General features: G+C 61.2%; 20 protein-coding genes. 6 read left to right on the top strand and 14 right to left on the bottom strand.

Annotation, left to right across the window (positions count from 1 at the left end; translation table 11 throughout):
- Window positions 1-28 precede the first annotated feature (28 nt).
- The 10 genes from hrpB to AB4Z24_RS12845 form a co-directional block, all read right to left on the bottom strand.
- Window positions 29-2,497 (bottom strand): ATP-dependent helicase HrpB, encoded by a 2,469-nt coding sequence (gene hrpB, locus AB4Z24_RS12890; protein ID WP_441708678.1) that lies wholly within the window; start codon window positions 2,495-2,497, stop codon window positions 29-31.
- A 59-nt stretch (window positions 2,498-2,556) separates the two neighbouring features.
- On the bottom strand, window positions 2,557-3,231 hold the full coding sequence (rpe, locus tag AB4Z24_RS12885) for a ribulose-phosphate 3-epimerase (RefSeq protein WP_441708676.1): 675 nt from the start codon (window positions 3,229-3,231) through the stop codon (window positions 2,557-2,559).
- A 22-nt stretch (window positions 3,232-3,253) separates the two neighbouring features.
- Window positions 3,254-4,129 (bottom strand): phosphoribulokinase, encoded by an 876-nt coding sequence (locus AB4Z24_RS12880; RefSeq protein ID WP_441708674.1) that lies wholly within the window; start codon window positions 4,127-4,129, stop codon window positions 3,254-3,256.
- Window positions 4,130-4,183: 54 nt separating this feature from the next.
- Entirely contained in the window at window positions 4,184-5,227 is a 1,044-nt protein-coding gene (locus AB4Z24_RS12875) for a class 1 fructose-bisphosphatase (RefSeq protein ID WP_441708673.1), read from the bottom strand.
- Between the two features lie 231 nt (window positions 5,228-5,458).
- Complete coding sequence (locus AB4Z24_RS12870) at window positions 5,459-6,193, bottom strand: peptidase (protein WP_441708671.1); 735 nt, start codon at window positions 6,191-6,193, stop codon at window positions 5,459-5,461.
- Window positions 6,194-6,219: 26 nt separating this feature from the next.
- Window positions 6,220-7,032: a transglutaminase family protein gene (locus AB4Z24_RS12865; RefSeq protein WP_441708669.1), complete on the bottom strand. Its 813-nt coding sequence runs from the start codon at window positions 7,030-7,032 to the stop codon at window positions 6,220-6,222.
- Between the two features lie 9 nt (window positions 7,033-7,041).
- Window positions 7,042-7,989 (bottom strand): alpha-E domain-containing protein, encoded by a 948-nt coding sequence (locus tag AB4Z24_RS12860; RefSeq protein WP_441708667.1) that lies wholly within the window; start codon window positions 7,987-7,989, stop codon window positions 7,042-7,044.
- A 7-nt stretch (window positions 7,990-7,996) separates the two neighbouring features.
- Window positions 7,997-9,391 carry a circularly permuted type 2 ATP-grasp protein gene (locus AB4Z24_RS12855; RefSeq protein WP_441708813.1) on the bottom strand — a complete coding sequence of 465 codons (1,395 nt, stop codon included), beginning with the start codon at window positions 9,389-9,391 and terminating at the stop codon, window positions 7,997-7,999.
- 221 nt (window positions 9,392-9,612) lie between these two features.
- Window positions 9,613-10,803: an MFS transporter gene (locus AB4Z24_RS12850; protein ID WP_441708665.1), complete on the bottom strand. Its 1,191-nt coding sequence runs from the start codon at window positions 10,801-10,803 to the stop codon at window positions 9,613-9,615.
- Window positions 10,804-10,954: 151 nt separating this feature from the next.
- Window positions 10,955-12,631, bottom strand: a complete 1,677-nt coding sequence (locus AB4Z24_RS12845) for a formate--tetrahydrofolate ligase (RefSeq protein WP_441708663.1) — start codon at window positions 12,629-12,631, stop codon at window positions 10,955-10,957.
- A 246-nt stretch (window positions 12,632-12,877) separates the two neighbouring features.
- Between AB4Z24_RS12845 and AB4Z24_RS12840 the strand changes: the two genes are divergently transcribed.
- Window positions 12,878-14,071, top strand: coding sequence for a cyclic nucleotide-gated ion channel (locus AB4Z24_RS12840; protein WP_441708661.1), 1,194 nt, complete (start codon window positions 12,878-12,880; stop codon window positions 14,069-14,071).
- A gap of 79 nt (window positions 14,072-14,150) precedes the next feature.
- Here AB4Z24_RS12840 and AB4Z24_RS12835 read toward each other — a convergent pair whose 3' ends face one another.
- The 4 genes from AB4Z24_RS12835 to AB4Z24_RS12820 all read right to left on the bottom strand — a co-directional run bounded on the left by AB4Z24_RS12835 (window position 14,151) and on the right by AB4Z24_RS12820 (window position 16,826).
- Window positions 14,151-14,318, bottom strand: a complete 168-nt coding sequence (locus AB4Z24_RS12835; RefSeq protein ID WP_290994389.1) for a hypothetical protein — start codon at window positions 14,316-14,318, stop codon at window positions 14,151-14,153.
- 227 nt (window positions 14,319-14,545) lie between these two features.
- Complete coding sequence (locus AB4Z24_RS12830; RefSeq protein WP_441708659.1) at window positions 14,546-15,334, bottom strand: PP2C family protein-serine/threonine phosphatase; 789 nt, start codon at window positions 15,332-15,334, stop codon at window positions 14,546-14,548.
- A 7-nt stretch (window positions 15,335-15,341) separates the two neighbouring features.
- Window positions 15,342-16,139, bottom strand: a complete 798-nt coding sequence (locus AB4Z24_RS12825) for an FHA domain-containing protein (RefSeq protein WP_441708657.1) — start codon at window positions 16,137-16,139, stop codon at window positions 15,342-15,344.
- A 105-nt stretch (window positions 16,140-16,244) separates the two neighbouring features.
- Entirely contained in the window at window positions 16,245-16,826 is a 582-nt protein-coding gene (locus AB4Z24_RS12820; RefSeq protein ID WP_441708655.1) for an FHA domain-containing protein, read from the bottom strand.
- A gap of 293 nt (window positions 16,827-17,119) precedes the next feature.
- On the opposite strand from AB4Z24_RS12820, the gene AB4Z24_RS12815 reads away from it, so the two are divergent.
- From AB4Z24_RS12815 to prmB, 5 genes are all read left to right on the top strand, one after another.
- A complete protein-coding gene (locus AB4Z24_RS12815; RefSeq protein WP_441708653.1) occupies window positions 17,120-19,489 on the top strand; it encodes a protein kinase domain-containing protein in 2,370 nt (789 codons plus the stop codon).
- A gap of 211 nt (window positions 19,490-19,700) precedes the next feature.
- Window positions 19,701-20,855 carry a thermonuclease family protein gene (locus AB4Z24_RS12810; protein ID WP_441708651.1) on the top strand — a complete coding sequence of 385 codons (1,155 nt, stop codon included), beginning with the start codon at window positions 19,701-19,703 and terminating at the stop codon, window positions 20,853-20,855.
- Between the two features lie 478 nt (window positions 20,856-21,333).
- Window positions 21,334-22,629, top strand: coding sequence for a DUF2541 family protein (locus tag AB4Z24_RS12805; RefSeq protein WP_441708649.1), 1,296 nt, complete (start codon window positions 21,334-21,336; stop codon window positions 22,627-22,629).
- A 252-nt stretch (window positions 22,630-22,881) separates the two neighbouring features.
- Window positions 22,882-23,985, top strand: coding sequence for a fatty acid desaturase (locus AB4Z24_RS12800; RefSeq protein WP_441708647.1), 1,104 nt, complete (start codon window positions 22,882-22,884; stop codon window positions 23,983-23,985).
- A gap of 25 nt (window positions 23,986-24,010) precedes the next feature.
- Complete coding sequence (prmB, locus tag AB4Z24_RS12795) at window positions 24,011-24,919, top strand: 50S ribosomal protein L3 N(5)-glutamine methyltransferase (RefSeq protein WP_441708645.1); 909 nt, start codon at window positions 24,011-24,013, stop codon at window positions 24,917-24,919.
- Window positions 24,920-24,932 lie beyond the last annotated feature (13 nt).

Below are 24,932 nucleotides of genomic sequence, written 5' to 3'. Positions count from 1 at the left end.
TTGGCCGGGGCTTTTTTTTGGCGTTCCATCACGTGTTGCGCGGCTTCGCCCGTGCCGTAGGTTTGGCATTGGCCGGGTCTTCGGGCCAAACGTGCTTTGGATATTGCCCGCGCATATCGGCTCTCACTGCGCGCCAGGAGCCCGCCCAGAAGCCCGGCAGATCGCGGGTGATCTGAATTGGCCGGTGCGCCGGCGATAGCAAATGCAGCGTGAGCGGCAGACGGCCGCGTGCGATGGCGGGATGGTCCTTCAGTCCGAAGAGTTCCTGCACACGAATATGTAGGGCCGGTGCGTCGGCGACATCGTAGTCGAGCGCGAATCTATTTCCGGTCGGTGCTTCGAAATGCGTTGGCGCTTCGGCGTCGAGACGTACGCGCATCTGACGCGGTGCCAATGAATTGAGCGCACTCTCCAAAGTGTCGGCGTCGATTTCGGAAAGCCGCGACTTACCCGCTAAAAATGGCGCAAGCCATTCCTCCAGAGCCGACGTTAGAGAGGCGTCGGACATATCCGGCCACGTCTCATCGCCTTTGCGCAGGAACGCAATGCGACTGCGAAGCTGAAGCTGCGCTTTCGTCCACGGCAGGGCCCCCGCTCCGAGCCCCATCAGACCTCGGGCAAGAACGGCAGAGACGTCTTCGCCGGGGCCAAGGGGGCGCGGCTCGCTGTTCAACGCGATTGCGCCGAGGCGGCGGCTGCGGCGTGCGCGTACGGCTCGGGCGTCTTTGTCGAAGACAATCTCGTCGCTCAACTCGATCCGGTCAGCGGCGAATGCTTCGATGTCCGCTTCGTCCGCTGCGATCGCGAGTGTGATCCGTGTTGCAGCAGCTCGTCCCTGAAGCTCGGCAACAACCAGATAGGGCGCGGACGCCAGGTGATGACTGTCATCGACGATCCCGGCGCGGCCATTGGCGAGTAGAAAGCTGCCGCGCTTGCCGCGATTTTTTGCAATCCGGTCGGGATAGGCTAGCGCGAGGAGCGCGGCCGGCGACGGCGCTTCGTCTCCCGCCACTTTGACTGCTGTTCCAGTTCTCGCCCACTGACGCGCGAGCGCGCGCATGCTTTCCGCCCGTTGCGAGCGGTCGCGGCGGAAATTTTCAAGACGGACGGCAAGATCGAGGTCGTTGCCGCCGATGCCGCGCTCGACGAGGATCGCGGCCAGCTCTGCCGCCGTTCCGGAGTGACCGCTGGCGGCGGCTTTCAGGACCATTCGCGCCAAGCGCGGCGGAAGCGGCAGCGCGCGCAACCGCTTGCCTTCTTCGGTGATCCGGCCGTCTCCGTCGAGTGCATCGACCGCACGCAGGCTTGCGCGCGCGGCAGCAAGCGCGCCTTCAGACGGCGGATCGAGCCACGACAGCGATCGCGGATCGTTTGTGCCCCACTCGGCGCAGTCCAGTATCAAGGCTGAAAGATCGGCGGAGCGGATTTCGGGTTCGGCGAATGGCACGAGACCCTGCGTCTCCGGCTCGTCCCACAGGCGATAACAGATGCCTGGTGCGGTTCTTCCGGCGCGGCCGCGACGCTGATCGGCCGAGGCACGCGATACGCGGACCGTCTCGAGGCGGGTGATGCCGACATCCGGTTCGAAGCGGGGAACGCGGGCGACGCCGCTATCGATGACGACGCGCACGCCTTCGATGGTGATCGAGGTTTCCGCTATCGATGTTGCGAGAACGACCTTGCGGCCGGTCTTCGCCGGTGAAATGGCACGGTCCTGGGCGGCGGGATCGAGGCCGCCGTAAAGTGGTACGACGTGCACGTCCGCCGGCAAAGCGTGCGCACTCAAACGTTCGGCAACGCGCGCGATCTCGCCTTGGCCGGGCAGGAACACGAGGATCGAGCCGGCGTCATTCGCGACCGCTCTCTTCACGGCATCGGTGACGTCGTCTTCGATCCTGTTTGCACGCCTGCCCACGTAGCGCGTTTCGACGGGGAAGGCGCGACCCTCGCTCCTGACGATCGGCGCGTCGCCGAGCAGCTTCGCGACGTTCGCCGCTTCGAGCGTGGCGGACATGACGAGGACTTTGAGATCGGGCCTGAGGGCCGAACGCGCGTCGAGTGCCAGGGCAAGGCCGATGTCGGTATCGAGCGAGCGTTCGTGGAACTCGTCGAACAAAACGGCTGCGACGCCCTCGAGCCCGGGATCGTCGAGGATCATGCGCGTGAAGACGCCTTCGGTCACGACTTCAACGCCGACTTGCGGTCCGGTCTTGGAATTGAGGCGCGCGCGGAGGCCTATCTTCTCGCCGAGGCGGCTGCCGACATTCGCAGCCATTCTCTCGGCTGCCGCACGCGCAGCAATGCGGCGCGGCTCAAGAACGAGAATTTTGCCGTTGGCACTCCAGGCTTCATCGAGAAGGGCAAGCGGCACGCGCGTCGTCTTACCGGCTCCCGGCGGCGCGACGAGCACCGCTGTCCCGCTGGACAGCAGTGCCGCTCGAATATCGTCGAGCACATCATCGATCGGGAGCGGCTCGGAAAACTTGCTTTCGGTCATGACCCGTCGAAATACGCTCGCCGACTCTGATTTCAAGCGGCGTTTCAGACCTTGTGCTCTTAGACCTCGAGCCGCGTCGCGTTCCTTATGGCGTCGATGTTGGCGCGATAGCTTTGCTCGCTGCCGCCCTTGAAGACCGCCGAGCCCGCGACCAGAACGTTGGCGCCGGCCTCGACGACCTGCCGTGCGGTTTCCGGCGTGATGCCACCGTCAACCTCGATATCGATGGGACGCGAACCGACAAGTGCCTTCACGCGGCGAATTTTTTCGACGACCGCCGGAATGAACGATTGGCCGCCAAAGCCCGGATTGACGCTCATCACCAGGATGAGATCGAGGCGATCGAGAACATATTCGATGGCGCTTTCCGGGGTTCCGGGATTGAGCGATACGCCCGCCTTCTTGCCGAGCGCTCGAATCGCCTGAAGCGAACGATCGAGATGCGGACCTGCTTCCGCGTGGACCGTAATGATGTCAGCGCCAGCAGCGGCGAAGTCCCCCAAATAGGGATCGGCCGGCGCAATCATCAAATGCACGTCGAAGATTTTCTTCGATGCGCCGCGTACGGCTTTGATGACCGGAGCACCATAGGTGATGTTCGGCACGAAATGCCCGTCCATCACATCGCAGTGGATCCAATCGGCGCCCGCCCGGTCAACGGCGCGAATTTCGTCGCCGAGCTTGCTGAAGTCGGCCGAGAGGATGGACGGGGCGATCAAGAGAGGGCGAGACACGGAAGACCTTTCGCGGGTTCGATCATATCACTCGGCGGCGGCGCTCGACGAGCTGGAGAATGAGCGGCGTCAGAATGAGTTGCATGGCAAGATCGAGCTTACTACCAGGAATGACGATGGAATTGGCCCGCGACATGAAGCTGTCGTGGATCATCGACAAAAGATACGCGAAATCGATGCCGCGCGGCTCCTTGAAGCGGATGATCACCATCGATTCATCGGGCGTTGGTATCCAGCGGGCAATGAACGGATTCGAGGTATCGACCGTCGGAATTCGCTGAAAATTGATATCGGTCTGCGTGAACTGCGGACAGATGTACTGCACGTAGTCGGGCATTCGCCTGAGGATCGACTGTGTTACCTCCTCGGTCGTATAGCCGCGCTCTGTGCGGTCTCGCTGGATCTTTTGAATCCATTCGAGATTGATCACCGGAACGACGCCGATCTTCAGGTCGGCATGACGGGCGACATCGTAGTCGCCTGTGACGATGGCGCCGTGGAGGCCTTCGTACATCAGAACATCTGTGTCCGGCTCAATTTCCGTCCAAGGCGTGAAGCTGCCGACCGGTGTGCCGAGCGCGCGTTCTTCCGCATCGTCATGCACATAATGGCGAATAAGGCCCTTGCCGCTCTCGGAATACGTTCGAAAGAGCGTTTCGAGCTCCTCGATCAGATTTGCCTCGAGGCCGAAGTGGCTGAAATTGGGGTTGCCGCGCTTCCCAGCTTCCCGCATCGCCTTTTCCATGCCGCAGCGATCGTAGCGGTGAAAGGCGTCGCCCTGAATGAAGGCCGCCCGCACGTGCTCGCGGCGGAAAATGTTTTCGAAGGTTTGCCGCACCGAGGTCGTTCCCGCGCCAGAGGAGCCGGTGACGGATATGATCGGATGCTTAATGGACATTGCGGAGGCTCGATGCGCTTCGGTTCAGGGGAGGTAAGCTTTCGACGGACAAGCTCATGGCAGCGCTCGGAACAAGCCTCGCCGACCGAATAGCGGCGAACGCTCGCCCTTGAATTCCTGGCCGCTATAGATGCGCATCACTCGGTCCACCTCGTCCCGTGAGCCGCAGATCAGCGGCGTTTTTTGATGGAGGGCTGCCGGCACGACGTCCAGCACACGCTCTCTTCCCGTCGTCGCTCTTCCACCCGCCTGCTCTACGATCCAGCTCAACGGATTGGCTTCGTAAATCAACCGGATGCGCCCCTGGTGGAACCCCTTCCGGCGATCACCGGGATAAAGGTAAATGCCACCACGGGAGAGTATTCGATAAATGTCCGCTACCGGCGAGCCCGTCCACCGCATGTTGAAATCGTGCCCGCGGGGGCCGTTGGCGCCGTTTTCGCAGTCGTGAATATAGATGCGGATCGGATCGTCCCAGTGGCGCGCGTTGGAAGCGTTAATGGCGTACTCATCAGCTTCGGGCGCAATCGCGACGTTGCGCGTCGTCAGATGGAAGGTCCGGGTTTCCTTATCGAACGTGAAGATCTGGGTGCCGTGGCCGACGGTGAGCGCCAGCACCGTCTGCGGGCCGTACACGAAAAAGCCCGCTGCAAGTTGATGCGAACCCGGGCGCAAAAATGCTGCCTCGCGCGTCGAGGACGGATGACGCGGAAGGATCGAGAAAATCGTCCCGACCGACACGTTGGCATCGATATTCGACGAGCCGTCCAGCGGGTCTGTCGCAACCAGGAGCGGCGCATCGTTCTGGAGTGCGATGGGCTCCGCGGCTTCCTCGGACGCGAGTGCCGCAACGGGCTGAGATTTCAGCGCATCGATGATCATGCCGTTGGCGAGAGCATCAACTTCCTTCTGCTCGTCGACCTCGCCTGCACGGGCAACCACGCGCCCGAGTTTACCGCCGAGTGCACCCCGCCCGATGATATCCGAGAGACGGGCGCTCGCGTCGGCAATGGCGAGAATGGTGTCCGCGACCTGACCACGCGTGCGGCCGTCAAGCGTCCAATTCGAGAGATACTCTTTGAGTGTCGGGAAGCCCATTCTATCCTTCCAGCGCTCACCTGCCCTTCATTGCGCTGGACACATCTAAGCTTACTTGATCGACAGAAGCGAGACTGCACTTTCAACGCAAAGCGTGCATAAGCAAGTCGCTGCAATTTTGCTGGGGTGCAACATAGATTTCACTTATGCAAAGCGCCAATCCGGCGCGGCGGGTTCGAAATTGCAGCGGTTTACGTCCGTTAATCAATCACATCCCGGGGACGCGACCGATCAGACGTCGAACTCTTCGATCTTGGAGAATGCCTGACGCAGCGCATCGGACCAGGCGCCGGAGAGCTTGCGAAAATATTCGTCGTCCGCGCCGATGCGCTTCTCGCGCGTCACGTCGAGCGTATCGCGCTCGTAGATCACGAGATCGAGCGGCATGCCGACGGACAGGTTCGATCTGAGCGTCGAGTCGAACGAGAGAAGTATGAGCTTTGCGGCCTCGCCGAGGCGCATGTCGGAGCGCGCGACGCGATCCAATATTGGCTTGCCGTACTTGTGCTCGCCGATTTGGAAGAAGGGCGTGTCGTCCGTCGCCTCGATGAAATTTCCTTCCGGATAGATCTGAAACAGGCGCGGTCTTTCGCCTTTGATCTGGCCGCCGAAGATGAAGTTGGTATTGAAGCCGAGCTTACTCGCCTCCAGCGCGGCGCCATCGATGCGGCGTGCTTCGCGAATGGCGTCCCCGACGACTCGTGCGGCGCGATACATGTTGGGCGCGGTATCGAGCGTCGCTGAATCTTCACCCGTCTCTTCCGCGAGATGCTCATTCAGCAGACTGATCACAGCCTGGGTCACTGCAAGATTGCCCGCGGCGAGCAGAACCAAAACGCGGTCTCCCGGGCGGCGCCAGAGTTGCAGCTTTTTGTATTGAGCAATGTTGTCGACGCCGGCATTGGTCCGCGTATCGGCCGCGAATACGAGTCCGCCCTCGAGGCGCAACGCTACCGCGTATGTCATGCAAAAAACTCCGGAGTCGCAGGCGCCTACTGTTGCTGGCTGCTCTGCTGCTGAACTTCGACGATGACGTCCAGCTCCTCATTCGCGACGCCCTTTCGAGAGCCGCGAATGGGAGCCGCATCTGTCGCGTCCAACCCCGAAGCGAGCCGCACGTACTTCTCCGTGGGACATATCCGATTAGCGGGGTCAAAGCCAACCCATCCGAGGCCCTCGAGCCAGACTTCCGCCCAGGCGTGGTTCGCGTCGGAGGGCTCGTCCGCGCCGGACAGAAAATAGCCGCTGACGTAGCGGGCCGGAATATCGAGCGATCGCGCGGCCGCGATGAACAGGTGCGCATGGTCCTGGCAGACGCCCTGGCCTTCCGCCAACGCCTCGGCAGCCGTCGTGTGCGCGTTCGTCGCACCAATCTTGTAGTCAACTGCGTCGCGCACGGCATACATCAGGCTGTGCATTCCGCGGATGTCCGGCTTCGCGCCCGCGGCACGGCAGAGGGCACGGATTTCGTTGGTCGCCGTCGTCTTCGCGGTCTGGCGGCGATAGACCCGGATCGGCGCCGGATCGGCCAATCCACGCACGATGCCGGCCTTGTCCTCCGTATCGACAACGCCCTTAGCGATGATCAGCGATTCCGAGTGTTCCTCAGTGCAGCTCGCGAGATGGACCATATTGCCGAAGCCGTCGCGAAAGCACTTCACAGCATCGACACCCGGAGCGCTGACGCGCCATTCGACGACGCGTTGACCTTGAAACGACGGCGGCGTGAGGCGCAGCGCCAGAATAGAATATTTGGTCGGCTCGCTATAAACGTAACGCGACACATGCCCAATCGAAATGCGCATCGTCGATCCTCAATCGCTGAAGTGATACGCGGCGGAGATCTCGTTCCCGAGCTTGTTGTTGCGGCCTATGAAATCCTGCACGAACTCATGCAGTCCGGATTGGAAAATGTTGTGCATGTCAGCTTCGAGCAGCAGATCGCGCGTTGCCTCGGCGGTCATCTGGCAGTCGTGCCGCGCGCCATAAAACACAGCAAGATCGCGAAGAGCTGCCGTCAGCTCGTCGTAGCATGAGCGAAGAGAGCGCGGCATCTGCCGATTCAAGATCATGAAATCCGCGATCTTGAGCGGACGATAGTGATCCTTGAAAACCCAACGATAGCTGCGGTGCGCCGAAACGGAACGCAACAACGCCGCCCACTGATAGTTGTCCTTCTCGCTGCCGACCATCTCGCTCGACGGCAAGAGGTGATAGTATTTGACGTCGAGGATACGCGCGGTGCTATCGGCGCGCTCGATGAAGGTGCCGACCTGACTGAAATAATAAGTGTCGTTGCGCAGGATCGTGTTCAGCAGCGCGCCGCGATAGAGCGCGGAGCGCGAGCGCACCCAGTCGAGAAGCTCTGGAAGCGAATTCGATGTGACGGTTACGGGCCGGATTGCCGAGAACTCGAGCCAGGAGCTGTTCAAGCTTTCCCACATTTCGCGCGTTAAGGCCGTGCGCTGAGCGCGGCCGTTGCGGCGCGCGTTTGCAAGACACGATGCGATGCTCGACGGATTCGATGTATCAAACAGCATATAGTCGACGACGTTCTGCGAGATGAGCTCGCCGTGCCGCTGCATGTAGCCTTGCACGCAGCCCGCGCTTTCCAGCGTCGATCGCCATTCCTCATGGAAGCCTTCGCCCTCGCGCGGCAGAAGCACGATGCGATAGCCGACCTCGAGAAGACGCGCGATATTTTCAGCGCGCTCGATGTAGCGCGACAGCCAGTAGAGATCGTTTGCCGTACGTCCAAGCATTCCGAAGCTATTCCTGCAGCACCCAAGTATCTTTGGTGCCGCCGCCCTGGCTCGAGTTGACCACCAGCGAGCCCTTTTTCAGAGCAACGCGGGTCAACCCTCCCGGCATCAGCCGCACCTGATCGCCAATGAGCACGAAGGGACGCAAGTCGAGATGCCGGGGTGCGACGCTCGAGTCGGCGAGCGTCGGGCATGTCGACAGCGAAAGCGTCGGCTGGGCGATATAATTCGTCGGATTGGCGATCAGCTTCGCCCGGAAAGCTTCGATCTGCTCTTTGGTCGATTTCGGACCGACGAGCATGCCGTAGCCGCCAGACCCGTGAACTTCCTTGATGACGAGTTCGGGGAGATGCTCGAGCACATACTTGAGGCTCGCGGGTTCCCGGCAGTTGTACGTCTCGACGTTGGCGAGGATCGGCGACTTGCCGGTGTAGAACTCGATAATCGCCGGGATATAGCTGTAGATCGCCTTATCGTCGGCTATTCCGGCGCCCGGGGCGTTGACGATCGTCACCCGGCCGGAACGATAGACATCGAATATTCCGGGCACGCCGAGCAACGATGTCGGATCGAAAACGAGCGGATCGAGGAAGTCGTCGTCAACGCGCCGATAAAGCACGTCGACGCGTTTCAACCCCTCGGTCGTCTTCATCCGGAGCAAACCGTCGATGACGACAAGATCGGTGCTTTCGACAAGCTCAACGCCCATCTGGTCGGCGAGGAACGAATGTTCGAAATAGGCGCTGTTGTAGACGCCCGGCGTCAACAGCGCGATCGTCGGCTCGGCATCGAGATTTCCGGGCGCAACGCTTTCGAGCGTTTTCAGCAGGGCGTCAGGATAGTTCTCGACGGGCCGTACCCGGTTGCGGCTGAAGAGGTCGGGGAAGAGGTGCATCATCGTCTCGCGGTTCTCCAGCATGTAGGAGACGCCGGACGGCGTGCGGGTGTTGTCCTCCAAAACCATGAAGTCGTTCTCGCCGGTGCGGACGAGATCAACGCCGATGATGTGGCTGTAGACGCCGCGGGGCGGGTCGACGCCGATCATCTCCGGCAGGAAGGCGGAGTTCTGGGTGATGAGCTCTTCGGGAATCTTGCCGGCCTTCAGGATCTCCTGGCGGTGGTAGATGTCGTACAAAAACGCATTGAGCGAACGTACGCGCTGCTCGATACCGAGTTCGAGGCGACGCCATTCCTCGGCCGAGATGATGCGTGGCAGGATGTCGAACGGAATGAGGCGCTCGCCGGCCTCTTCGGCGCCGTAGACAGCGAAGGTTATACCGGAGCGGCGAAAGAGTACTTCCGCCTCGGCCGACTTCTGTCGAAGCGTATCGAGATGCTGAACACCGAGCCACTCGGCAAGCGCGCGGTAGGGAGCGCGAACTTCGCCGCCGAAGCCGTTCATTTCGTCGAATGCCGCGACCAAGACCACCCTCCCGTCACGATTCTTTTCGGATAGGCATCGCAAACCCCAGGCCAATTCACGCGAACCCTGGAAATGCTGGGTCTAGCGGCTCACATCACCTTACCTTTGCTTGTCAAATATGCAGCTGACGGCCTTCTTAGCATAAAATTCCGGCATTGCCGCCAATGCGTTGGCGGCGTCTGCTTGCGCGGAATTGAGCCCTAAATCTGCGCCGGATCGGCGACACCGGGGACGGGCGCTGCCGATCTCGATTTCAGACCCCAGGCGGTGACGACGCCGAGCAGCCCCATGACGGCACCCGCGGGCAGCATCGTCCAAAGCGTGCCTGCGCCGGCAAGCCCGAGCCCGTACAGCAATGGACCGAAGGCCTGACCCAGGAACACGAAGAACGAATGCGCCGCGACCCCTGAGGCGCGATAGCGGGGCGCGAGCTCAGTTGCCTGCGTCTGAAGAGAATTATGGATCATGTAGAAGCCGATGCCGACGATTACGAACAGCTCCATTTCGGCTGGCCAGGATGTCCCGAACGACAGCATTGCCAGCCCGAGGCCCGAAACCATTCCTCCGGACATGATCAGGTTGTAAAGGCCGAGCCGGCCGAGCATGAACCGCACCAAGAAGGTGTAGATGAAGCCGCCGATGGCGAAGCCGGAGAGGACGATGCCGGCTTCCTTCAGGCCTCCGGCGCCACGCTGCTCGAGCAGAACCGCGACGTACGGAAAGAGTCCGAATATCACGATGCCTTCGACGAACACGGCCGAAAAGCAAACGACCGATCGTGGATTGGCAAAGACTTCACGGTAACCGTCGAAGAATTCTCCGCGCTTCCTCTGTACGGGTTTTGAAGGAGCAGGCGGCTTCAGCTGCCAGACTGTCACGACAAGCGCCGCCAGCGCCAATCCTGCCGCCGTCATCGTGGAAATCCGCCAGCCGAACTCGGCTGCGACGAAGCCTGCGCCGATCAAGCCCGCGAGATTCCCGGTGATGATCGCAGTCAAAACGCGGGACAACGCGATCTGCCGTTCATGCATCGGAAATGCATCGCCGACGATTGCAAACGCCAGCGGGATGATCCCGCCCGCAGCTGCCCCGCCGATGAGGCGCGCGATGGCGAGCATATCGAACGTCGGCGCCGCGGCGGCGGCTGCCAGGCACAGAGCGACGATCAGAAGCGCGATCTTGATAATGCGAGCTTTGCCGAAGCTGTCGCCGAGGGCTCCGAGCACGGGCTGAGCAAGCGCATAGGGGAAGGCGAAATACGATGCGAGCATCGCGACGGAGGCGGTATCGACGCCGAGGCCGCGCGAAATGTCGGGCACGACGGGATCAAGGATCCGCATCGACATCGAACTGACGAGACAGCTCGCGGCTAGGATCGGGAGAAGGCGCATTCGGCGGGGGATCAACTCAGAAGGAAAGTGCGCTCTTCCTATAGCAACGGGGCAGGCCGCGATACGACCTGCCCCGTATGACTGATATGTCTCGATGTTCGTCATTCTCCGGCCATCGCGTTCGCTCGGCCGAAGATAACGATAGGGTGTCTCAGAACAATCCCTGGATCTGACCCTTGTCGTCGAGGCGGATCGAGTCGGCCGACGGCACCTTCGGCAGGCCGGGCATGGTCATGATCTCGCCGGTGACGACGACGATGAACTCGGCGCCGGCCGACAACCGCAGCTCGCGGATCGGCACGATGTGGCCGGTCGGCGCGCCGCGCTTCGCCGGATCGGTCGAGAACGAGTATTGCGTCTTCGCCATGCACACCGGGAAGTGGCCGAAGCCCGCGGCCTCGAAGTCCTTGAACTGCGTTTCGACGCTCGCATCGCAGGCGATGTCGGCGGCGCGATAGATTTCCGTCGCGATCGTCCTCACCTTGTCGCGCAGCTTCATGTCGTCCGGATAGAGCGGCTTGAAGTTGGCCTTGCCGTCGTCGATCACCTTGACGACGTGATGCGCCAGCGCCTCCGTGCCCTTGCCGCCGTCGGCCCAGTGCGTGCACAGGAACGCCTTCGTGCCCATGCTTTCGGCGGCCTTCTGCACCTCGGCGATCTCGGCGTCGGTGTCGGTGATGAACTTGTTGACGGCGACGACGGCCGGGACGCCGAACTTGTTGATGTTCTCGATGTGGCGCTTGAGGTTCTCGCAGCCCTTGGCCACCGCTGCCGCGTTCTCGGCCTTGAGATCATCCTTGGCGACGCCGCCGTGCATCTTCAGTGCGCGGACGGTCGCGACGATGACGACAGCGGACGGCGCGATGCCGGCCTTGCGGCACTTGATGTCGAAGAACTTCTCGGCCCCGAGATCGGCGCCGAAGCCGGCTTCGGTGACGACGTAATCGGCGAGCTTCATCGCCGTCTTCGTCGCCAGCACCGAGTTGCAGCCGTGGGCAATGTTGGCGAACGGGCCGCCGTGGATGAAGACCGGGTTGTTCTCGAGCGTCTGCACCAGGTTCGGCTGCAGAGCATCCTTGAGCAGCACCGTCATCGCGCCGTCGGCCTTCAAATCGCGGGCGCGGACCGGCTTCTTGTCGCGCGTGTAGGCGACAATGATGTTGCCGAGGCGGGTCTCGAGGTCCTTGAGATCCTTCGACAGGCAGAGGATGGCCATGACCTCGGAGGCCACGGTGATGTCGAAGCCGTCCTCGCGCGGGAAGCCGTTCGAGACGCCGCCCAGCGAGTTAACGATCGAGCGCAGCGCGCGATCGTTCATGTCGAGGACGCGCTTCCAGCCGACGCGGCGCTGGTCGATGCCGAGGGCGTTGCCCCAGTAGATGTGGTTGTCGATCAGGGCCGACAGCAGATTGTGGGCGCTGGTGATGGCGTGGAAGTCGCCGGTGAAGTGGAGGTTGATGTCTTCCATCGGCACGACCTGGGCGTAACCGCCGCCGGCGGCGCCGCCCTTGACGCCGAAGCACGGCCCGAGCGACGGTTCGCGCAGCGCCGCGATCGCCTTCTTGCCGATGTAGTTGAGGCCGTCCGAGAGGCCGACCGTCGTCGTCGTCTTGCCCTCGCCCGCCGGCGTCGGGCTGATCGCCGTGACGAGGATCAGCTTGCCGTCTTTGTTGGCTTGAATCTGATCGATGTAAGCGGTGGAGACTTTCGCCTTGGTCCATCCGTACGGAATGAGCGCATGCGACGGCACGCCGATTTTGGCTGCGACTTCGGCGATCGGCTTTATCTTTGCTTCGCGCGCAATCTCAATGTCGGACTTCACAGACACGGGTTTTCCTCCGAGATATCTTTTTTTATTGGCAGTGCGCCAATAGTGTGGGGCGAGCCGGGATATTGGACTGCCAAGCGTGGCACGCCAAGCACCTGCGGCCAAAAATCCAGTTTTGGCTTGGGTATCCGGCGGGACGTCCGCTGATGCCTTAGTTAGCGAAATGGCGCAAGATCCTCCCGCGTCGCGGCACTTTGGGAGAGAGGCGCGAGAGCCTGGCACTCGCTCGCGCAGGGGGAAGACGCTTTGCAGGAACTTACCGATCTGTCGTTCGAATACGCGCCGCGCGCGCCGCAGAGAAAAACTCTACGCCGGCGCGTTTACGAGGTCATCGAGACCGGCCACGGCGAGAGTTGGACGAGCAAGCTCTTCGATTCCTTTATCGTGTTCCTCATTCTGCTGAATGTCGCCGCGTTCGTTGCCGAGACCGTGCCGAAGCTCAGAGCGATGTGGGGACGCGAATTTTATTATTTCGAGTGTTTCTCGGTCGCGATTTTCACCGTCGAATATCTGTTGAGGCTTTGGACCGCGGTCGAAGTTCCCTATCTGTCGCGCACCGGGCCGTGGCTTGCCCGGCTGAAACTCGCGCGGCAGCCGGGATTGGTCATCGATCTTCTCGCGATCCTGCCATTCTATCTCAGCAGTCTTTTCGCAATGGACCTGCGCGTGCTGCGGACGCTGCGGCTGCTGCGGTTCCTGAAGCTCTCCCGTTACTCGCCTGCGATGTACACGCTCATTCGCGTGCTTTCGAACGAGCGCCGCGCGCTGCTCGGCGCCGGGCTACTGCTGGCTGCTGCGCTGCTCTTCTCGGCAACGCTGATGTATTACGTCGAAGGGGAAGCGCAGCCGGAAAAATTCGGCAGCGTACCGGACGCGGCGTGGTGGGCGATCGCGACGTTGACAACGGTCGGCTACGGCGACGCGGCGCCGGTAACGGCCCTTGGAAAAGTCGTTGGCGGCATCACGATGATCACTGGACTGTGCATTCTCGCGCTGCCGGTCGCCATCATTTCCACGGGCTTCGCGCAGGAGCTGCAACGGCGCGACTTCGTCGTTACGTGGTCACTGATGTCGCGCGTGCCTTTGTTGGCGCGCCTCGACGCGAGGGAGGCCGCCGAGATCATGCCTCTTCTCCAGGCGCACAATCTTCCGCCGAACTTCGAAGTGGTGAGGAAAGGAGCGCCCGGCGACGCCGTGTACTTCATCGCATCGGGAAAACTTGAAACGCGCACTGACGACGGCGAGCGCGTTTATGTGGCGGGCGATGTCTTCGGTGTTGCGGCCATGTTCGATGAGAGCGTGCACAGAGATGCTGTCATCACATCGTCAAAATGCCGATTGCTGAAGCTGCAACGGGACGATTTCCATCGTCTCGCGTCCAAGCAGCCGCATATCGCGTCACATATTCGTAATCTTGCCACCGACTTTCGCGACGCTTGAAATCCGGCTTTTGGGCAAAACAAAAAAGCAGCGGGTTCCCGAACCCACTGCTTTCTCTGAAAATCGAAATTTTCGAAACTTACTTCTTCACGGTGCAGGTTTTCGTGGCCTTATCCCACGTGCCCTTGGCCTTCTTGCAGTCGGCCTTGGTCTTCGGAGCTGCATCGTCGGCATAAGCGACGACCGGAGCCGAAACGGCCAACAGAAGACCAGCAACAACTGCGCCGCTGAGAATCTTGGAAATCATGTGTCTCTCCTTCGCGTTTCTTTCGGCCATGACGGCCGTAAGGCAGCGCTCAATACGGAAGGTTCTTTGCCAGTTTCTGGCGGCCAGTATACATTTGCGTAAGGTTCGCGAGCGACATACGGATGCAATCTCGATCAATAAGTTGCAGGCATTCGGAAAATAGCTTCCTCACCTCCGTGCGCGCACGAAGCAACATCGAATTGAAATAAAAATTTCGCGAAACGCGTTCAGCCGACGGCTCTGACGACGAGCACGGTCGCATTGTCCTGATAGGGCTCGCGCAATGCTTCGATCGCGCGGATTATGGCTTTGGCGACGGCGGCCGCACCATCCTTCGCATAGCCCTGAATGAGGCGAGCGATTTCACCCGTCTCGAGTGTCGCAATACCGTCGCTCGCCAAGACGACATAATCGCCAGGCTCCAATTTCAATGGCTGTTGCGAGACATCGAGAAGATCGATTTCTTCGCCCGTGACCGCCGATCGCAACATGTGGCGACGCGGATCATGACGCGCTTCCGCGGCAGTCAACTTGCCTTCGGCGACCATCCGATCGAGTTCGGGCGCGAGTGAATGGTCTTCGTTCAGGAGAGCCACCTCGCCGCGCCGGAATAGAAAGAGCGGGCTATCACCGACGCTGACCCATTCGATGCCGGCCGGTCCGAAAGCGGCGCCAATGAGTGTCGATCCCATTCCCGCAAGGAGCGGGTTCTCGGCAATTTTGGAGGCGACCGCGGCATTTGCTGCGCCTAATCCGGAAACGAGGCGCTCACCCACCTCGCCCGGGGCCGAGGCGACGAACTCCAGGAAATTTTCGCAGACCGTTTTACTCGCGAGCGCGCCACCGGCATGCCCGCCCATGCCATCGGCGAGAACCGCAAACCCGCCTCGATCGTAGCCGGGGCCTTCGCTCGACATAGCGACAGGCTCGCCGCCCTCAGACATGAAGGCAGCCGTATCTTCCTGATAATCTCGGGCTCCGCGCGTCGCGGCGATTGCGTGCTCGAACGGCGGCATTCGATCCTTAAGCTTCGGATATCTCGGACCAGTCGAAGTCGCTGCCGCAGAACGGCAGGAATGCGACTTGCGTGCGTCCGAATGTTATTACGTCCATCGGCTGCAACGGCACGGGGCCTGCCGGTCGCTTATCGTTCACTGAAACGACATTCGTTTTAGCAAGATTTGGCACGAAGAGGAAAGACCGATCGCTGGAATCGTAGCGCACATATGCCTGCGCTTCGTTCGAGATAGTCTCATCGCCAAAGTCGAGCGGAATGCGATTATCGGCGGACCTGCCAACGGTGTTGTTGCCTTCGAAAATGGGCCGGTAGGAGCCGAGGCCGGGGCCGCCGACGACGATCAGGAAGCCGACCACGGGATCGCGCTCGAATACGCCATGTTCGATTTTCTGTTTGCCGCGGACGAGAACTGTCCGTGCGGGCGCTTCAGGCTCGACTTTCCGCGGCTTGGCGGCGGGGTCCGGGCGGATGACGCGGGTGGTCGGCGGCGGATCAGCCTCATTCGGACCAGCGACGCGATCGGGCATTTTGGGCTCCGGCGGGGTGCGCGCCAAACGTGCGGCTTCCTCGGCACTTGGAATCTCGGGTGCGGGAGGTGGCGGCGCCTTTTCTGCCGCCGTGGCCGCCGGCGCTGCGACAGCGGCTGGCGGAGGAGCGGCGGGGTTGGCGCGTGCGGCTCCGGCCGGCGCGGTATCATCGCGGCCCGCAGCCATCAACGCGTCCCGCAACGAGCCCAAAAATTTATGCTGTTTCACGGCTTTGGCCTCTTTTCCCGCCGTCGTCTCCCCGCGCTCGATCGTCATTAAAATCTTCCTCCCATTTGAACAAGCACAGACTGCCTCAACGCCACACTGTTCCCCGGAAGCTTGAACCGGAACCTGGACGGAACCTTGACCGCAAACCGAGCATTATCCGAACCCGGCGCGAAAACGGAGTTTCCCAGGACCGAGTTCGATCAGGTCGCCGTCGTTGAGGCGCGCTTCGCAGCAGCGTCTGCCGTTGACGATCAAACCGTTGCTTTCCACGCCCGTAAGGTCGGTGATGTGCCAATCGTCAGAATCACGATGGATCGCTGCGTGATAGCGATGCACGGACCGGCTCGAGATCCGGATGTCGTTATCGTGTTCGCGGCCGATTCGAAGCATGTCACGCGGGATCGCACATCGCGTTTTGGCGCCTTTGCTCTCGATTTCGACGAAGGGAAGACTGTTGCGGCTGCCGAGAGTATTCGCAACCTCCGCATCGAATTTTTCGTTGCGCCCGGGCCGGTAGCGCAATGTCGCCTCAGGGGAGCGGCGAAGCGGCTCCGATATTTTCATGAACATCGTCAGAAGCGGCAAAACCGTCGCGAGAACAACGCCGAGCATCAATGCGGGCGCTGCCCGATAGCCGTCAGAAAATAATGTTCCGGCCCCACGCGCGAAGCGGAGGGACGTATCGATCACAGTATCTGCGCCGCTTGCGTGCGCGGGGAAAGTCAAGACTGCCATGGCCGAGAGAATCGCCGTACCCGCTACGGCGCATCGAGTTCTGGAAAGCTCGTGCATATGATTCGTGCCCAAATCGCGTCGGGCGAATAAGGTTTGCAGATGGCGGCGGCAACATGGCCCAAAGGCGACACCATGGGGATTTATTCATCACGGGTTCATCGCCCGTCGATACGCCACATTCTTGCGCCATTGGGACAAAACAGAGACAAGATTAGCACTTCGTCCGGCAGCCTTCGTCAGGACGATCCGAGGCCCTTCATCACGAGCGCGCGGACGGCACGCGCACGAGGATCATGACGCAGCTTGTCGCTTTACCGGACGGCACGGAGCTCGCGGGCGATTATAAAATCGTGCGCGTTCTCGGCGCGGGCGGCTTCGGCGTCACGTATCTTGCGGACGAGCCCGAGTTGACGCGTAAAGTCAGCATCAAAGAATATTTCCCCAGCGATTTCGCACTTCGAACGGAGAGCCTGGAGGCGACGCCGCGCTCGGAAGGTTGTAAAGGCGATTACAATTGGGGGCTCGATCGCTTCATCGAAGAAGCGCAGACGCTCGCGAAGTTCGACCATCACAACATCGTCAAGGTGCACCGGATCTTCCGGGCGAACAACACCGCCTACATGGTGCTGCGCTTCGAAGAAGGGAAGAACCTCAAGGCTTGGCTCAAAGACCTCGGGCGGGCGCCGCGCCAGAAAGAGCTCGATCAAATCGTAGCACCATTGCTCGATGCGCTCGAGGTGATCCACAAAGCGGATTTCCTGCATCGCGATATCGCGCCCGACAATATCATCATCCGGAACAACGGCGATCCGGTGCTGATCGACTTCGGCGCGGCGCGGAGCGACATCGCCGCTCATTCGAAGACGAAGACCGTCTCGGCGCTCGTCAAACCCGGCTACAGCCCCTACGAGCAGTATGCCGAAACGAGCCGTCAACAGGGCGCCTGGACCGATATCTACGCCTTCGCGGCGACCCTCTATCATGCGGTGACCGGAAAACGGCCGCCCGACTCGCCGTCGCGGATGCTGAAGGACGAGATGATCCCGGTTCGCGATGCCGCGCTCGGCGGGTACCGCGCGACGTTCCTCGACGCCATTCAACAAGCTCTTTCGCTGACGCCGGATGGACGTCCGCAATCGGTCGCGGCATGGCGGGGCGCACTTCTGGCCCCCGAGCCAGAAAAACCCGGTCTCTTCCAACGCTTCAAGGAGAAGACGGAAGTTCGCCGCCGCAGCGACGAGGCGCAGCGCGCGGCCGAGGCCGTCACCATGACGCCTGTGCCGCCGCCACCCGATGCGCCTGGCCCCAAAGGCGTGCTATTGGATTTCGTCGATGCCTTGAAGAGCCCTTCGGCGGCGAAGCGGCAAGCCGCTCAGGCTGCGCCGCCTCCGGCAGCTCCCCCAGCACCACCGCCGGCAGCTGCGAAGAAAACGTCCCGCGCGGAAAAGTCGAAGGCCGAGAAGGCCAAAGCCGAGAGGGCCAAGGCTGAGAAGGCAAAACCGGTAGAGAAACTGCCGCCATTGCCTCCGCCGCCGCGCGCCGTCGCCGAGAAGGTCAAGTCCAAACCGAAGATCCGTCCGAAGCCGGACGTTGCGCGGCGCCCGTTCCTGCGGCGGCTGACGACGCGGCTGATGATCGCCGCGGCGGTCGCGGGCGTCGCGTTTGCCTATCACGATCGCATTCCGCAAGTCCTCATGACTCGCGGCAATGCCATCACCACGGGCACGATCTCGAAACCCGCCACCACTGCCGATCCGTCGCTGACGCAGACTGCCGAGATCAAGGCATTCGACAGTGCCATCGAGGAACTCGCCCTCAGCGGCAACGGACGTTTGATCGTGACGGCGTCGGGAGAGCCGACGCTTAAAATATGGTCGTATGATTCCCACTATCAGCAGGGCACGATCCCGCTTGAAGATGGAGCCGCGACCTCGCTCGCGGTGCGGAACAACCGGGTTGTGACCGGGCATGCCAACGGCGCGATTGCGGTCTACGATCTGGAATCGCGGCATCGGCTTTTCCGGTTCAAGCGCAATGACGCGACGATATGGTCCGTAGCATTCGCCGGTTCGGAGGACCGCATCGTCGCGGCAAGCCACGACTGGAGCGTCGCAGTGTGGGAGACAGCTTCCGAGAGCGCTCCGGCTGCCGTCCTCGAAGGGCATGATAACGCCGTTCAGGCCATTGCCTCTGATACGGCTGGCCAGTGGATCGCATCGGGAGGCGCTGATCGCGCCATCCGAATCTGGAACGCGGACGCACGCGATACGCGACGGATCTATCGGAACAATTCCGATTACATCACAGCGCTCGCGTTCTCGCAGGACGGGACGATGCTCGCCGCGGGAGGCCTCGACGGCTCGATCAAGCTTCTGTCGATGAATTCCTATCGCATGCAGCGTTCGCTCGGCGGCCACACCGCGCGCATCACGTCCCTCGCGTTTTCAGGTTCCGACGATTTGATGGCGTCCGCGTCGGAGGACGGCGTCGTGCGGATCAGAAGCCTGAAGCGGCTCCGATCCTATCTTCCGCTGACCGGTACCGGTTCGGGCGCGAAGACCGTTGCTTTCTCCATCGACGGACATACGCTTCTGACGGGTGGTCAGGATGGCGTCGTCAGGTTCTGGTCGCTGCCGGAAGCACAGATCGCACAACGCAATTGAGCTTTGCCGTTGAGGGTTGCCCGCGCGTGCTTGCGGGTGGCGGATGCCTTCGCTAAACCAGCTGGCGCGTCGCGATAAGATCTGCGGAATGCCTCGGAAACTTGCTCCGATACTTGGGGGCTGCGCTTTGGCGACTACTTTGGCGACAAAGGGACGCCATCATTCGCCCCAAACTGACTAGAGCGAATCATCATGCTGGGAGGAGCGCTCGATGTTCGGGTGGCGTAGACGTAGCGAAGGCTTCGAATGGCGAGAGTATGTGCGCACGACGGTTCTCGTGCGCCGTGCAGACCGGCAGCGCCGTGCCGAGGACATCCGCGTCGCCGCGGCCTCCAAGATCAAGAACGCTGCGGACGCCGGCGTCGAAGCGGGCCGCGCCGGTGTTACCGCCGCTCGCTCAAAGCTTTCGCGATTGCTCTCGTTCCTCGCGGAAGCGCTTCTTGATTTCTCGGTAGCCGCTTTTGCCGAGCTTTCGCGCTGGATGCAGTTCTTCTGGGGGGTCGTAAAGGATTCGCTTGGCGGGCTTTTGCAGCCGCTGCGTGAAGCTCTGCGCGTTCCAATTGATGCGGCGCGCAACAAGGCGAAGATGCTGCCGGATGTCGCCCGCAATTTCCCGATCAAGGCTCATCATCTCGTTACCGCGGCGCTGGTTATCGGGCTGATCTACGCGGGCGGCCCTATGCTTCGCAGCGCTGACGGCGTCGGCGCTGCCGCAGTCGATATCGCGCCGAGCGGCAGCGGTTCGCGGCAAGTGACGATTTCATCCGAGATTTCGGGTCAGGCAGCGGCGATAACCGGCGATGTCATACGGGTCGACGGCACCACCGTTCGTATCGACGGGATCGAGGCGCCTTCGGCGCTCCAGCCCTGCTACCGGGCGAACGGCCGCAAATGGAATTGCGCGGCGGCGGCGCGGTCGGGCCTCAGCAAAATTATCCGCGGACGCGTCGTGACCTGCACCCGGTCCGGGCAGGACGATGCCGGTCGCGCGCTCGCGCAGTGCGCCATCGACGGCTCGGATATCGCAACGCTGATGGTGCGTAACGGGTACGTCTTCGCCGTCAGCTCGTATTTCAGCTCGCTCGGCAGCGAGGAAACTGCAGCACGCAACGCCAAAACGGGCATCTGGCAGGGTGAGGTGGTCCGCCCGCAAGCCTGGCGCGACCAGACGTGGGAAGCGGCCAAGCGGCAAGCACCAGACGGTTGTCCGATCAAAGGCGTCGTCCGGGCGTCGTCAAAGATCTACGCTTTGCCGTGGTCGGATGCCTATGCCGGCGCCAAGGTGCGGCCGGAACGCGGCGAGCGGTGGTTTTGCAGCGAGGATGAGGCCAAAGCCGCCGGCTTTTCGTCGTCGGACCGGTCCTGAATCCGGACCGGCCGTCCCCGACGCAAAAAAAATCCCGCAGCCGGGGGAGACTGCGGGTCGCGAGTGAAGAATTTGCGCCAAGGGGATCAAAAGGTGGCGCATAGCTCTCTGTACGGACAATACAGCCTACAGTCGTAGGAGTCGCAAGACCGTGGCGGACACACTTCGCGATCGGTCAACCAGTGTTGCGTCTTCGACGCGCTCCACCTCAGCAAATCGTACTGGCTTCTCACGCATATCGGGTGGCCGGGGAGCGAGGAAAAAGTCTCAACGGAATGTAGCTGAGCCCTGAAAATCAATTTCTTATTCGAATGACACAACCCACGGAGATAACAACCAGAAGCTTGTGTTGCAGATTCACACCACGTCCACTCCCGTTGAGCGGAACGTTGGTCTGCCCGCTGCCTTTTTGATTCGGCCGCCGCTAGAGTGCGCCCACTTGGGGCACGGGCGTTTAGTAACCAGAGGGGTTATGTTTATGTTGGGGAGACTGGTTCTAGGGCTGTGCGCCGTTCTGGCCACGGGCGTGCTCACGGCGGCCGAAGCCCGGCACTACCGACACCATCATCAATATTATGGCGATCAGTTGATCTTGATTTCGGAATCGGACGTCGACTTGTCGCTCGATAAGTACACGATCGACGTTCGCCAAGCGAAGGGCGCCTACAAAGGCATTCGCATCAAAAATGCGATGGGCAAGCTCTTCGATGTGCAGAAGGTGCAGATTGTCTACAGCGACGGCTCGGTCTGGAATGAGGACCGCCAGATCGACATGTACTGGGGCGAGCGCAGCCGGCCCATCAACGAGACCTACGACAGCAAATTCATCGACCAGATCATCATCGAGCAGACGCCCGGCTACGGCCGCGGACGGCTGCAGATCATCGGCATTCAGGACCGGGACGGCCGGGCGATGGACCGGAGCGGGCGCGGCCCTTCGGATCGCTACGATCGCGATCGCTATGACCGTGACGACAGACGCGGAAACGTATCTTCGGGCGATCTTCCAGTCCGGCCGACGGTTCCCGTCGCAACGCCTGCCAGGCCCGGGCAAGCGACCGGCGGCGGCGACGTGCTGTTCGGAGCCCAATACGTCGGCTTCCTGACGGACCGCGATGTCATCCGCGTCGGCAACGAAGTCGGCAAGTTCGCGAAGATCCGGTTGCGGGTGCTTGATAACGACATTCACATCAACGAAATGAAGGTTGTCTACGCGAACGGTGAAAGCGACACGCTCGCAGTCAACGCCGATATTCCGAAGAACTCGCGTACCAACTGGATCGATCTCAGAGGCGACCGCTTCATCAAAGAGATCCAGCTCGTCTATCGTTCGCGGCCGAGCTTCAACGGGCAAGCCCGGATCGAAGTCTTCGGACAATACGCTCCGGGGTGGCTCGGACCGAATGGCGAAGGCCGCAAGTATAACCAGGGCTGGGTGCTGCTCGGCGCACAGACCGCCGGCTTCATCGGGTTCGATAAGGACATCATCCCGGTCGGCAGCAACGAAGGCGGTTTCCGGCGCATCCGCGTTACGGTTCGCGATCGTGCGATTACCCTCAACGAGGTGAAAGTCGTCTACTCGGACGGCGAAGAGGAAGTCATTCCCGTACGGACGAGGGTGGATGCCGGCGGCACCTATGGTCCGATCGATCTCAGAGGCAAGCGCCGCCAGTCTGTCGATCACATCGAAGCCAAATACAGGTCGCGCTTCTTCGACTCGTCTGCGAGGGGTAAAGGCTCCGCCATCGTCGAAATCTGGGGCCAGCATTACTAGGGCGTAATTTACCAGGGTTTGCGCGAATGGACGCGAAACCCAAGAATCAGGAGGGCCGGGCACAATCCGGCCCTCTTTTTTTCGCACCTAAATGCGCTGGCCCATAAACATGAGCGTTTTGCGCTAGAAATGCGTCACTGCGCGCGCATTCCTCAAGCAAATGACGTCAACAGCGTTTCGCGAAGCACGTCGAATATGCTACGCGACGCCATCGGGCGGACTGTTGTCGATTCCACTCCTGGGGGACGAGCTTTGAACTTGAGCCTTAAGCAGCCTTTGCGTGCGGAAAGTCGCGCCCACGTTTCGATCGGCGACACGCTGACGGCAGCCGCGCCGCAGGCGCCCTTGCCCGAAACGCAGAAGCAGCGCGTTCGCCGGCTCGCGGCTCACTGCCAGAAATTCCGCGGATCGATCCCCCACGTCGCCGTTCAGCAACTGCTGACGACGTTCGTGCCGCTCGTACTTATCGTCGGCCTCATGTTCGCAACCGTCGAGCATGCTTACTGGGCAACATTGCTCCTCGCGCTTCCGGCTGCGGGTCTCGTCGTTCGCGCCTTCATCATCCAGCACGATTGCGGCCATGGCTCGTTCTTCTCGTCGCGAGGCCTCAACGATTTCGTCGGGCGCTGCATGAGCGTGTTCACGCTGACGCCCTATGGGTTGTGGCGCCGGGAACATGCGCATCATCATGCGTCGTCGGGCAATCTCGACCGTCGCGGAGCGGGCGACATCGACACCATTACGGTCCGGGAATATCAGGAGCTCTCGAAACTCGGGAAGCTTCATTACAAACTCTATCGCAATCCGCTGTTCCTGTTCGGCGTGGGCGTGCCTGCTTACTTCCTTATTCTGCACCGGTTGCCGTGGTTTCACGCGCTGCCGCCGCGCGATACCTGGAAGAGCGTTATGGCGCTCAACTTGGGCCTGGTCGGGCTGTATGCGCCCCTTTGCTACTTCTTCGGCTTTGCCAATGTGCTGTGGGTCGGATTGCCGGTTCTGCATCTCGCATCGGCGACGGGCGGCTGGCTGTTCTTCATTCAGCATCAATTCGAAGAGACGACTTGGGACAAGGCCGAGGGCTGGGATTTCCAGGTCGCAGCGCTGCTCGGATCTTCCTATTACAAGTTGCCGAGAATTCTGAACTGGTTCACGGGCAACATCGGCCTGCACCATATTCACCACCTCAACAGCACGATTCCGAACTACCGTCTGTCGGCTTGCCTCGAGGGAAGCCCGGAGTTGAAATCGATCAACCGTCTGACGCTCCGCGACAGCATCCGGTGCGCGCGCCTCAAGCTTTGGGACGAGGACCAGCGCCGTTTGATCGGGTTTGATGAGCTTCCTGCGACGGCTTGAGACTGCCGCTCAAAAGTCTATCGTCATGACAGCTAACCTCCCGCACACGCCGATCGAAGAACTCGTTAGCGTTCGGGACTGGCTGAGATACGCCGTGACGTCGATGACCCGTGCGGGGCTCAGCTACGGGCATGGCACGACGAACGCGGTCGACGAGGCTGCTTACCTCATTCTCGCGACGCTCGATCTTCCGATCGACGACATCAATCCCTGGCTCGATTGCCGGCTGACCCTTGCGGAACGCGAAAGCATCGACGCCGTGATTGCGATGCGCATCGAGACACGCAAGCCCGCGGCCTACATCACGAACAGCGCCTACATTCAGGGGCACAAGTTCTACGTCGATGAGCGCGTGATCGTGCCACGCTCTTTCATCGGCGAACTGTTGGTGCAGGATCAGCTGGCGGCAATCGTGCCTGATCCGCTCGCGGTTCGGCGCGTGCTCGATCTTTGCACTGGGTCCGGCTGCCTTGCCATTCTCGCAGCAGAAGCGTTCCCGAATGCTAGAGTCGACGCTAGCGACATTTCAGTGGATGCGCTGGCTGTCGCGAAACGCAACATCGACGCGTATGGCCTCGACGATCGCGTGTACCTTTTCAAAGCGGACCTCTTTGAGGGGATTCCTGCCGCCACCTATGATCTCATCATCTCGAATCCACCTTATGTAACAGCGGCCGCGGTTGCTGCTTTTCCTCCCGAATATCAGGCCGAGCCAACGATTGCGCATCTCGGCGGCGAGGATGGGATGGATCTCGTAAGAAAAATTTTGGACGGTGCACCGAGCCGGCTTTCGCCTGCGGGAAGTCTCATCGTCGAGATCGGCGCGGGCCAGGACGCACTCGAAACGTCCCGGCCGGACCTGCCGTTCCTGTGGCTCGACAGCGAAACCAGCCAGGGCGAAGTCTTCGCGCTTCTCGCGAACGATCTAAAGTAATCGCGTCAGCGAA

Source organism: Hyphomicrobium sp. 2TAF46 (assembly GCF_052114865.1).
Lineage (GTDB): Bacteria > Pseudomonadota > Alphaproteobacteria > Rhizobiales > Hyphomicrobiaceae > Hyphomicrobium_B.
This window is presented reverse-complemented; position numbering and strand designations above follow the sequence as displayed.